We start from the raw sequence: 11,728 nt of genomic DNA, 5'->3' as shown, positions 1-11,728 counted from the left end.
GATTCTGGAGAAGCGCAGCGTTCGCCTTTGTTCCCGGATTTCCCCCCTTAAAAGGGGTCCAAAATTCAAGAAATCTGGGAACAACAGCGATCGGAAGAACGATCCGTTACCTTGAGGCTTTATTTTTCAACAGCCTGATAAACTGCATCCTATCCTAGCAGAACCGTAAATGAGGTGTAAACCGCAATGGCAAAGCCGCTCAAAATCGGCATTACCTGCTATCCCACACTGGGTGGCTCTGGCGTAGTGGCGACGGAACTGGGCAAGCTATTGGCCGAACGAGGCCATGAGATTCATTTTATTACGCACAGCATCCCGTTCCGTCTCGGCAAATTTCGCAAGAACATCTACTACCATGAAGTTGAAGTCAACGATTATTATGTCTTCCGCTATCCGCCCTATGATCTGTCGCTGGCGAGCAAGATGGCCCAGGTTGCCAAAATGCAGAAGCTTGACCTGCTGCATGTTCATTATGCCGTCCCTCATGCGATCTGCGCTTTCCTGGCCAAGCAGATGATGGGCAATGGACTGAAGACGGTGACCACGCTGCATGGAACAGATATCACCGTCCTGGCACAGGATGAGTCACTCAAAGACATGATCCGTCTCGGCATCCTGCAGAGCGATGCCGTTACCGCCGTGTCGAATGATCTCATCAAGGAAACAAAGGAACTGCTGGACATCACGCAGCCGATTGACCTGACCTATAACTTTGTGGATAAACGTATCTATTACCCTCGCGACATCCGGACCTTGCGGATGGACTATGCTAAGTCGGAAGAAAAAATTATGATGCATATCTCGAACTTCCGCCCGGTCAAGCGAGTAAGTGACGTCGTGGATATATTCGCGCGTGTCCAGGAGCGTATCCCCTCCAAGCTGCTGTTGGTAGGCGAAGGGCCGGACCTCTCCCGCATCCAGTGCAAAGTGAGGGACATGGGTCTGGAAGGCAAGGTGCATTATCTGGGCAAGCAGGATGACGTCGCCCAGGTGATCTCGCTAGCCGACCTCATGCTGCTGCCCTCCGAGAAGGAAAGCTTCGGATTGGTAGCGTTGGAGGCGATGGCCTGCGGAGTACCGACGATCGGTTCGCAAGCCGGCGGCATCCCGGAGCTGGTCACGCACGGGGAGACCGGATATCTCTCGCCGATCGGCGATGTAGAAAGCATGGCGGCGAACAGCATCAGGCTGTTGAGTCAGCCGGCACTATACGACCAGTTCCGAGAAGCTTGTCTGAACCGGGCACGGACTCGCTTCTGCAACGATCGGATTACGTCCGAATACGAACAGATCTATTATCGGGTACTGGGCATCGAAGCACCGGTGCCGATCCCGCTATGCAACGACTAATCCGAGGGAGGCGGAGCCATGATTGTCAACGAGCGGATGCGCTCGGCACTGCCGGTCCTGGAGAGGTTGAGCGGTCCGTATGAAGCGGTGTTCGTCGGCGGCTGCGTGCGTGATGTGTTGCTCGGCGCGGATGTAACCGATGTGGATATCGCCACCTCTGCTCTGCCCGAGCAAGTCATGGCTTTATTCGCCCGGACGCTGCCGACAGGGCTGCAGCATGGGACAGTCACCGTTCTGACAGACCAAGGGCAGTTTGAAGTGACCACCTACCGCAAGGAAGCTGCCTACGAAGGGTTTCGCCGCCCCGGCAGCGTTGAGTTTATTCCCAGCCTGACAGAGGATCTGCGGCGCAGGGATTTTACGATCAATGCAATCGCCATGTACAAGGATGGCACGATCGTCGATCCGTTCGGGGGACAGCAGGATTTGGAGAAGCGTCTGATCCGTTGCGTCGGCGATCCGGATGCGCGGCTGCAGGAGGATGCGCTGCGGATCCTGCGAGGTGTCCGTTTTGCTGCCCGCCTGGGTGCCCGGATCGAATCCGCCACATGGGCCGCGATGCTGCGTCATCGCGGCCTGCTGCGTCATGTTGCCATGGAGCGGGTCGGCGTAGAACTGGACAAGATGATAGGCGGACCTGATCCGGCAGCGGCATGCAGCATGTTGGCGGACAGCGGACTTCTGGCTTGTACGCGGGAGGCATTGGCAGTAAACGGTCGCATGGAAGGTGCGGATTGGACTGGTCTGGGACAGGTAGCGGGGACAGATGCCAGGTGGGCGGCGCTGTGCATCCTCTGCGGACTGGCTGGCGAAGCGTCAGTTCAGATGCTGCGAACGCTCCGGTTTGCGGCCAAGCGGGCAGACAGCGTCGGACAGGCGGTCGATTTTCACTGCAAGATCATGCAGGCGAGTGCCGAGATGGCTGAACAGACGAGGGATGCTGCGCGGGAGGCTTGGATTCGTGCTGTCCTTGCAGCCGGCAGAGAAACAGCCGCAATGTGGCTGGCCGTGCTGCAAGGGGACATGCTGGACAATGTAGCTGCGGACGAGCTGTTGGCGCCATATTCCTCGCTGAGTCAGTGGCTAACCGAGCTGCAGCCGGCAACGCTGCAGCAGCTTGCCCTGGGTGGTCACGAGCTGCAGAGACTGTTGAACCGCAGCCCTGGGCCATGGATTCGTACCTTGCTGCAGCAGCTGCTTGTTGATGCCGCCCTGGGAAAAGTGGATAATACCAAAGAAGCGCTCGCAGAGCGGGCAGCCATGCTTTATACAAAGGAGCAGCCATGAGTGACAAATTATTGCAGTTGTTTGCCCAGCAGCCGGGAGAGTACATATCCGGCGAAGCGATCAGCAAAGAGCTGTCGGTAAGCCGTACAGCCATATGGAAGCAGATAAAAAAGCTGGAAGCGAAAGGGTATGTCTTCGAAGCTTCGCCGCGGCTTGGTTACCGGTTGATGTCGGCGCCTGACAAGCTGGATGCAGATACGCTGCGGCAGCTGCTGGGCAAGGGCAAATACGGACAGGAGCTGGAATGGTACGCTTCGCTGGATTCCACTCAGAATCGTGCCCGTGCCCTTGCAGAGGGGGGCGCCCCGGACGGTACGCTGGTGCTGGCGGATCAGCAGGTCCAAGGCCGAGGCCGGCTAGGGCGAAGTTTCGTATCGCCGCCCGGGAAGGGCATCTGGATGAGTCTTGTGCTGCGTCCGGCGATCCCGCTGCCTTACACGCCCCAGCTGACCTTGCTGACAGCAGTGGCTCTATGCAGAGCGCTCCGGCAGATCACGCAGCTGGAGATCGGCATTAAATGGCCCAACGATCTGCTTGCAGGCGGCCGCAAGCTCAGCGGTATCCTGCTGGAGTCGACCGCCGAGGAGAACAGGCTGCGCTATGTCATCGCCGGCATCGGCATTAATGTGAATCTCGAAGAAGGTGATTTCCCGCCTGAGATACGCGAGAAATCGACTTCGCTTCGGATCGCCGCCGGCCGCTCATGGAGCCGGAGCGAGATCGTCCAGCGCTTCCTGGCGGAGCTTGAAGGGCTCGTGGAGATCTATGAAGCGCAGGGCTTTGAGCCGGTACGGCTGCTGTGGGAAGCGCTCAGCTTGTCGCTGGGCCGCCCGGCGGTGCTGCTCACGCCCCAGGGAGAGCGGCAGGGGACGCCGGTGGGACTAAGTCCCGAGGGAGCGTTGTTGCTCAAGTCCGACGATGGCAGCATCCAGCCGGTTTTTTCGGCGGAGATGGCATGAGGGCGCAGGGAAAGGCGGCCGATCAGCGACAACAGCCAGTACCCGCTTCACTCATAAAGGAATGAAACTTGCTGCGCTCAGTGTTTGCGGAGCAAAACTGGCTCCCTAAGCAAATGGCGACAGCCGTTTCACCTTGTGCTATACTATAAGTGTAAATTTTAAAGATGTTTGCAGCAATAGCCCGGGACGGCATCCGCCAGTCGGAGTTGTACCCAGGAATAACAATGCCGCAACCATGCAGTCATTTGCCGTTACGCACTCTGCTCTGAGCCGTAGGGACCGAGACAGAAGGAAGCAAGTGGAGATTGTTCCTTTTTGGTTTGGGGACCTTTTTAGTCGGCGGCTAAAAGGTTTTTTTGTTGTGGTTGTCCTAATCAAGGAGGAGGTAGATAAGATGGCTCCGCTCACCGTAACGAAGATGAAACAAATGAAGCAGCAAGGCAAGCCGATTTCGTTTCTTACCGCCTATGATTATCCGTCAGCGAGACTGGCGGAAGAAGCCGGAATCGATGCGATATTGGTCGGCGACTCGTTGGGAAATGTCGTGCTGGGCTACAATACGACCGTTCCGGTGACGATCGACGACATGGTCTATCATACTAGGGCAGTGGCACGGGGGGCGACGGCAACGTTCATCCTCGCCGATATGCCGTTCATGTCCTATCATACCGGCATGGAGACGACGCTGCGCAATGCGGCCCGGTTGATGCAGGAAGGCCTCGCGCACGCAGTGAAGCTGGAGGGCGGCGAGGAGATTGCGGAAGAAGTAAGACTGCGTCCGCGGCGGCATCCCCGTTGTCGGACATCTGGGACTGACGCCGCAATCGGTGCATCAGCTTGGCGGTTACCGGGTGCAAGGGAAGCAGGAGGCGGAAGCCCAGCGGCTGCTGGCGGATGCCCGGGCGTTGGAGCAGGCGGGGGCAAGCGCCATTGTTCTTGAGATGGTCGTCTCCTCCGTAGCCGAAGCGATCACGCGCGCAGTCTCCATTCCTACGATCGGTATCGGGGCAGGCAATCGTTGCGACGGTCAGGTGCTCGTCTATCACGATATCCTGCAGTACGATGCCGACTATAAGAAGAAGAAATTTGTCAAGACCTATGCTGATATCGGCTCGACGATTCGCGACGCGATCAGTCGTTATGCCGCTGATGTCAGAGACGGCAGCTTTCCTGGCGAAGAACACAGCTTCACCTCCGATTCCTCCCAGCCGGCAGTCGTATACGGCAGCGAGAAGGAGAAAAGCTAATTATGCTAGTATTTACAACAATTTCCGAATTAAGATCCCATATAAGCAGCTATCGCAGCATGCATCCGGAAGCTAAGGTGGGGCTGGTACCGACGATGGGCTTTTTGCACGAAGGACACGCCAGCCTGATCCGGCGCTCGGCGGCCGAATGCGGACTGACTGTAGTAAGTATCTTCGTCAACCCGCTCCAGTTCGGACCTGGTGAAGATTATGAGCAGTACCCCCGGGACGGCGAGCGCGACAAGCGGCTGGCTGACGAGGCTGGTGCGGACGCGTTATTCATGCCCACTGTGGAAGAGATGTACCCAAGGCAGACGTCGACGCGCGTGCTGGTGTCCGGCGTGACCGATCGGCTGTGCGGCGCTTCCCGGCCCGGCCACTTTGACGGCGTAGGTACGGTCGTCAGCAAGCTGTTCCATATTGTCACACCGGATCATGCTTATTTCGGCATGAAGGATGCCCAGCAGGTGGCGGTCATTACACGGATGGTCGAGGATCTCAACATGCCGGTGACGGTCGTCCCGTGCGAGACCGTGCGTGAGCCTGACGGCTTGGCGCTGAGCTCGCGCAATGTCTATCTGGACGATGCCGAGCGTACCCAGGCCGTGGTGCTCTCGCAGGCGTTGGCGCTCTCGGAGCAATGGCTTCGTGATGGAATTACGGCAAGCGACGCCGCACAGCGGCTAAAAGCGTATATTGCAAAGGCGCCGCTTGCCGATATCGACTATGCAGAGGTTTTGCATTTCCCGGATCTCACCGTCCCCGGCCCGGAAGAGCGGCTCGCTGAGGGGGGCCGCTGGATAGCTGCCGTGGCAGTGAGATTCGGGCGGACCCGATTGATCGACAACAGGATATTCTCAGGAGACGAGGTGACAGCATATGTATAGAACGATGATGAAGTCCAAGCTTCACCGGGCGACTGTAACTGAAGCCAACTTGAATTATGTTGGCAGCATTACCATCGACGAGGATCTGATGGAGCTCACCGATATATGGGCCAATGAGAAAGTTCAGATCGTCAATAATCACAACGGCGCCCGTTTTGAAACGTATGTCATCCCCGGGCCGCGCGGCTCCGGCGTGATCTGCCTGAATGGCGCCGCAGCCAGGCTAGTCCAGCCTGGCGATCAAGTGATCATCATCTCTTATGCGATGATGACTGACGAGCAGGCTCGCACACACAAGCCCAAAGTGGCGATCATGGATGCAGCCAACCGGCCAGTGGAAACCTTACATGAGGAGATTCATGCGACAATCGTCTGATCGGCTGCAGTGGATCACTGTCAGCCTTATGTAACGGCTGGCACAGGGAATGAAACACCTGTCCTTGACAAAGAATGATCATAACAACCGCACGAAGCGGCGAGCGTTCATTCTTATCGTAAAGGCGGGGGCGAGTTATGATTACTCATTTGTTTGCCACGATGCACGAGAAGCTGGATCACCTAATAGAACGCTGCCCGGAGAGCTTGCGGTCGGATGACGATGAGGCGCAGCTGGCCACGCTAATCGCGCTCAGCGATCAGGTGATGGATCACTGGGTACAATTCGAAGAAAAGCTCAGCCAGTACCGTCAGCAGTTGGGCGAGAGCAGTCCTCCAGAGCTAACGGAAGCAGATGAGGCGGGGGAAGCAACCTCAGAAGGGGAAGCGTGGCTGAGCCGTGGACAAGGTTACTTCAAGCTGTTTATGTTCCGTCAGGCGGCCGAGGCGTTGGAGAAGGCGCTGGGCGTGATGCCGGAATGCAACCTATCGCGGATGTTCCTGGCCATGACCTACATGCATCTGCAGCAATGGCTGGATGCACAACGTCTGTTCCAGATCGTCGTGGCCCTTGCCGATCAGCCCAAATGGAAGGCGCTCAGCTTTAATGCGCTGGGCTGCATCCAAGCGATCAGGATGAACCTGGATGAGGCAGAAGCTTACTTTATGCGGGCCCACGAAGCCGACCCTACGTTCGCGGATCCGCTGAACAATTTGAACAGCTGCAGAACGCGTGCCGGCCAATTGTCCTTGTATTTTGGAAGTGCGGAGCTCAGCTGTTTGTGAGAGGACCAAAACCGGATGAATTATGCTGTACTTGATTTTGAAACGACCGGTCATCAGACCGATGACCAGATTATCCAGGTGGGACTGGTGGTCTTGGATGAAGAGCTGCAGCCTGTTGACAGGTACAGCTCCTTCGTCAAGCCTTCCATTCCCATTCCTGCGTTTATTACGACACTGACCGGTATAGACGATCAGATGGTGGCCGCGGCACCTCCCATTGAGGAAGTACTGCTCGAGCTTATCCCGAGATTGGAGGACGCCGTGCTCGTCGCACACAACGTCGGCTTTGATGCGGGCTTCCTGAACGAATGGCTTGAGCGCAGCGGCTATATGCCTTTTGTCGGTCGGCGTCTGGATACGATTCTGCTGCTGCGTGTTTTGTATCCGTCCTTGACCACTTATCAACTAGGAGCGGTAACAGAGCTTTTCGGGATCCCCCACGAACGGCAGCATCAGGCCGACAGCGATGCGCAAGCGACGGCGGACTTGTTTGTGGCTGTGGTGCAAAAGCTCCGTGAGCTGCCGTTGCTCACATTGCAGCGCTTGTCCTCACTTCTGCAGGATCATCATGACCTGGGCTGGATTGTCGACGACGCTTTGCGTCGCAAAGAGAGCGAAACGTCTATTGACGAGGATGAATTTTCCTATTTTCGGCAGTTCACCCTCAAGGTCTCAGACTGGACCGAGGAGGAACCGCCGCGCAGCGATCCCGGGGAACAATCCCTTCTGGAAGGCGTTAGCTTTGATGATTTCCTGGAGCAGCTGAGAGAGACGTTCCGTGCGCAAGTGGCCGGATACGAAGAGCGTGATGCGCAGAACCAGATGTTCCAGGAAGTCTACGAATCGCTCGCAGAGAACCGTCATCTGCTGATCGAAGCGGGCACAGGCACAGGCAAATCGCTCGGGTATCTGATCCCTTCCTTGTTCTATGGTGTCCAGCAGGAACAAAAGATACTCGTAAGCACCCATACGATTAATTTGCAAGAGCAGCTGCGTGAAAGGGACATTCCGTTGCTTCAGCAGGTGCTGCCGTTTCCTTTCAAAGCGGCGGTTTTTAAAGGAAGAAGCAACTATTTGTGTCTTCGCAAGTTCGAAGGCAAAGTCAATACGGCGGACTTCATCAGTCTGATGGACGATGCGTTGACCGCCGCCCAGATGGTCGTCTGGCTCGGCGAGACCGGCCGGGGCGACCAGGAAGAGCTGCATCTGGGGAACAAAGGCAGCGAGTTCTGGGATACCGTCGCCAGCGATACGGATTCCTGTCTCAATCGCGCCTGCCCCTGGTTCAAGCGATGTTTCTACCATCGTGCCAAACAGGAAGCGAACCTGGCTGATGTCGTCATTACCAATCACTCCATGCTGTTCACGGATATCCGTGCCGAGCATCGATTGCTGCCAACCTATGAATATCTCGTCGTCGACGAGGCCCATCATCTGGAGGAAGTGGCGAGCAAGCACCTGGGTATCCAGGTGTCTTACTTCACCCTGCACCATCCGCTGCTGCGGATGTATAAGGATGCCCGCAGCGGGCTCATCCATCAGCTCCGGGGCAAGCTGGAGTATGAAGGGGATGAGCACAGTGAAGCGTGGCGCGAGACCGTCGATGAGCTAGTACCTGTCTTCCCGGAGGTAAGAGATGCCTGGGAGCGTCTGGTAGAGCTGCTCTATGCCGTCTCAGGCGGCGGCGCCGAGGTGACCGGTGCAGCTTCGACCGAATCTGTCGCTGCTGTATCGAGATTGCGGCCGCAAGAGCCGCCGGCAGGCTGGGACAACGTGCAAGATGCGGAAGAGCAGCTGTTCGGGCACTTGAAAAGGCTGGTCAAGGGTCTGGACAAGCTGCTGGCCGACATCAAGGACCGCAGCGACGACAGCGGACTGCAGGCGCTCGTAACCGATATTAACGGCAATGTCAAAGATCTCGCCAGGGTGCGCGATGATCTTCATCATTTTATGAAGCTTGAGCACCAGTCGGAAGTGTATTGGATTGAATCCAACCCCAACTTCCGGGCGAAATCCGTACATCTCTATGCGGTGCCGGCAGATGTCAGCAAGCAGCTGCAATCCTATTTTTTCGAGACCAAGCAGAGTATCGTCCTGACATCCGCGACACTGTCCGTGCAGAAATCGTTTCAGTATGCTTGTGAGCAGCTTGGATTGGATGGGCAGGAAGCGACGGGCCGGCTGAAGACGGTACAGCTCCCTTCTCCGTTCAATTACAGAGAGCAGGCGCTCGTCTGCATCCCTCGCAACTTCCCAAGCGTCAAAGGGACGGTAGGCGATCCTGCGTTCATCGGCATGCTGGTGCAGTCGCTGGCCGACGCGGCGGCAGAGACCAAGGGCAGAATGCTCGTGCTGTTCACTTCCTATCGGATGCTGAGACAGGTCTATGAACCGCTAAAGGAAGCGTTGGCAGGCTCAGGGATCCAGGTGCTGGGACAGGGAATCGACAGCGGCAATCGGACGAAGCTGACCCGCCGCTTCCAGCAGCAATCGGCGTCCGTACTGCTCGGTACGAGCAGCTTCTGGGAAGGCGTCGATCTGCCGGGTGAAGCGCTGGTCGCGCTCGCCATCGTCCGGCTGCCGTTCCAGCCGCCCAACCATCCGCTCGTCGAAGCCAAATCCGAGCTGATCCAACAGCAGAAACAGAATCCGTTTATGAAGCTGTCGATCCCGCAAGCGGTCATCCGCTTCAAGCAGGGCTTTGGCCGTCTCGTGCGAAGCGCACAAGACCGCGGGATCGTATTGATCTACGATACGCGCGTGATCGAAACGTACTATGGCAAGCATTTCCTGTATTCGCTGCCCGGTCCGAAGATCGAGCATATGCACCTGGACCAGATCGTGCCGCGCATGCGGGAGTGGCTGCAAGCAGATGAAAAGGAGGCGAAGGATGAAGCCCATCAAAATATCTGAAGCTGTCGTGCGGAGGCTGCCCATCTACCTGCAATATTTGAATGAGCTGTCGAGGAGAGAGGTCCAAACGGTATCTTCCCAGGATCTGGGGCAGAAGCTGGATCTCAACCCGGCGCAGATCCGCAAGGATCTGGCTTACTTTGGCGAGTTTGGCCGCAAGGGCATCGGCTATGATGTCACTTATCTGATCGAGAAAATCAGAGGCATCCTGAAGCTGGACCAGACGCTTAATGTGGCTCTTGTCGGTGCCGGTAATCTCGGCCACGCTCTCAGCAACTACAACAAGTACATTAAAGATAATATGCGGATTGTCGCCGTATTCGACGCACAGCAGGACAAGATCGGCACGGCGGTGAACAGCATGCTGGTGCAGCCGATGGAAGAGTTGAACCAAACCGTACGCGAGCTGGATATCCGGATCGGCATCATCACGGTGCCGGCCACAGAGGCTCAGAACGTCGCCAATCAGTTTGTGGATGCGGGCATTGAAGGCATTCTCAATTTTGCGCCTGTGATCCTGAAAGTGCCGGATCAGATCCGGATCCATCATGCGGACTTTACGACGGAGCTGCTAAGTTTGGCTTACTATTTGGAGAATCGGGGAGAAGGAGATAAAGAAGATGAGTCAGCTTTGGATTGAGCAGGGATCGTTCGTGACGATGACCGGAGAACAGGAAGTAATCGAAGGCCATATGCTGATCGAGGACGATCGGATCGTCTATATCGGCGAAGAGCCGCCGCAAGAGGTTGCAGTGGATGCCAAGCGCCTGCCGGGAAAAGGGCTTTTATTTATGCCTGGCTTGATCAATACGCATGGCCATGCGGCGATGTCGCTGCTGCGCGGGTTTTCTGACGATCAGGTGCTGCAGGTCTGGCTCGAGCAAAAGATGTGGCCGATGGAGGGCCGCTATCAGCAAGAGGATACGAGGGTCGGCACCGAGCTCGCCATTTTGGAAATGCTCAAGAGCGGCACGACTACTTTTGTCGATATGTACGATCGTATGGACATGGTAGCCGAGGCAGCAGAGCAATCCGGGATCCGGGCATGGCTGACCCGGGGGGCGATCGGTCTCTGTTCGGAGCAGGAGCAGCGGGAGAAGCTGGAGGAAGCGATCCGTTTCGTCCAGGAGTGGAATGGACGAGGCGACGGGAGGATCCGCACCATGCTGTCGCCTCACGCTCCCTATACTTGTCCGCCCGCTTACATCGAGCAGTTCGTCCAGGCGGCGCATGATCTGGATGTCATGCTGCATACGCATATGTCCGAGACAGCTGCCGAGGTCGAGCAGAATGTGCGAGACTATGGCTGCCGGCCGCCTGAGCATCTGGACAAGCTCGGCTTTTTCTCCCGCCCGGCTTTTGTCGCGCATGCCGTCCATCTGCTGGACGAAGAGATCGCCCTGCTGGCGGAGCGCGGTGTCGGCGTATCGCATAATCCGGCGAGCAATCTGAAGCTGGCAAGCGGGGTCGCCAGAGTGCCCGAGCTGCTCGCAGCCGGAGTGAAGGTGTCGCTGGGCACCGACAGCGCGGCCAGCAACAACAACCTGGATCTGTTCGATGAGATCCGGCTGTCGGCATTGATCCATAAGGGCGTGTCGGGAGATCCGACCGCCGTACCCGCCTATCGTGCGCTGGAGCTGGCAACGCTCGGCGGTGCCGCTACCCTGGGCCAGAGCAGTCAGCTAGGCCGGCTGCAGCCGGGCATGAAGGCTGATTTTATCGCGATCGACATTGACCAGCCGCATTTTTATCCGCGTACCAGTCTGGTTTCCCACCTCGTGTACGCCGCTTCGGGCCGCGATGTACGCCATGTCTGGATAGACGGCAGACAGATTGTCAAGGATCACGTCTGTCTGCTGATGGACGAAGAGCGCATCAAGTCGGAGTCTCAGCAGCGTTTCGAAGCGCTGCTGGCGAGGTGACG

General features: G+C 57.1%; 9 protein-coding genes and 1 pseudogene. All 10 read left to right on the top strand.

The window, feature by feature from the left end:
• The first annotated feature begins 186 nt into the window (after nt 1-186).
• Complete coding sequence (bshA, locus tag ABC336_RS01880) at nt 187-1,350, top strand: N-acetyl-alpha-D-glucosaminyl L-malate synthase BshA (protein ID WP_413237046.1); 1,164 nt, start codon at nt 187-189, stop codon at nt 1,348-1,350.
• Between the two features lie 18 nt (nt 1,351-1,368).
• Nucleotides 1,369-2,637: a CCA tRNA nucleotidyltransferase gene (locus tag ABC336_RS01875; protein ID WP_413237045.1), complete on the top strand. Its 1,269-nt coding sequence runs from the start codon at nt 1,369-1,371 to the stop codon at nt 2,635-2,637.
• Nucleotides 2,634-3,596 (top strand): biotin--[acetyl-CoA-carboxylase] ligase, encoded by a 963-nt coding sequence (locus ABC336_RS01870; RefSeq protein WP_413237044.1) that lies wholly within the window; start codon nt 2,634-2,636, stop codon nt 3,594-3,596. Before ABC336_RS01875 ends, ABC336_RS01870 begins: the two co-directional genes overlap by 4 nt.
• A 394-nt stretch (nt 3,597-3,990) precedes the next feature.
• Nucleotides 3,991-4,843, top strand: a pseudogene (panB, locus tag ABC336_RS01865) (3-methyl-2-oxobutanoate hydroxymethyltransferase).
• A gap of 2 nt (nt 4,844-4,845) precedes the next feature.
• The gene (gene panC, locus ABC336_RS01860) at nt 4,846-5,730 is read left to right on the top strand and encodes a pantoate--beta-alanine ligase (RefSeq protein WP_413237043.1); all 885 of its coding nucleotides are present in this window, start codon (nt 4,846-4,848) and stop codon (nt 5,728-5,730) included.
• Nucleotides 5,723-6,106 carry an aspartate 1-decarboxylase gene (gene panD, locus ABC336_RS01855; RefSeq protein ID WP_413237042.1) on the top strand — a complete coding sequence of 128 codons (384 nt, stop codon included), beginning with the start codon at nt 5,723-5,725 and terminating at the stop codon, nt 6,104-6,106. The genes panC and panD overlap by 8 nt, the downstream gene beginning before the upstream one ends.
• Nucleotides 6,107-6,243: 137 nt before the next feature.
• The gene (locus tag ABC336_RS01850) at nt 6,244-6,891 is read left to right on the top strand and encodes a hypothetical protein (protein WP_413237041.1); all 648 of its coding nucleotides are present in this window, start codon (nt 6,244-6,246) and stop codon (nt 6,889-6,891) included.
• A gap of 15 nt (nt 6,892-6,906) precedes the next feature.
• Nucleotides 6,907-9,804 (top strand): ATP-dependent DNA helicase DinG, encoded by a 2,898-nt coding sequence (gene dinG, locus ABC336_RS01845; protein ID WP_413237040.1) that lies wholly within the window; start codon nt 6,907-6,909, stop codon nt 9,802-9,804.
• Nucleotides 9,782-10,444, top strand: a complete 663-nt coding sequence (locus tag ABC336_RS01840; RefSeq protein ID WP_413237039.1) for a redox-sensing transcriptional repressor Rex — start codon at nt 9,782-9,784, stop codon at nt 10,442-10,444. The genes dinG and ABC336_RS01840 overlap by 23 nt, the downstream gene beginning before the upstream one ends.
• A complete protein-coding gene (locus ABC336_RS01835) occupies nt 10,425-11,726 on the top strand; it encodes an amidohydrolase (protein ID WP_413237038.1) in 1,302 nt (433 codons plus the stop codon). Before ABC336_RS01840 ends, ABC336_RS01835 begins: the two co-directional genes overlap by 20 nt.
• Nucleotides 11,727-11,728: the final 2 nt, after the last annotated feature.

Origin of the sequence: Paenibacillus jepli (assembly GCF_047238105.1) — a bacterium.
Taxonomy (GTDB): domain Bacteria; phylum Bacillota; class Bacilli; order Paenibacillales; family Paenibacillaceae; genus Paenibacillus_D.
This window is presented reverse-complemented; position numbering and strand designations above follow the sequence as displayed.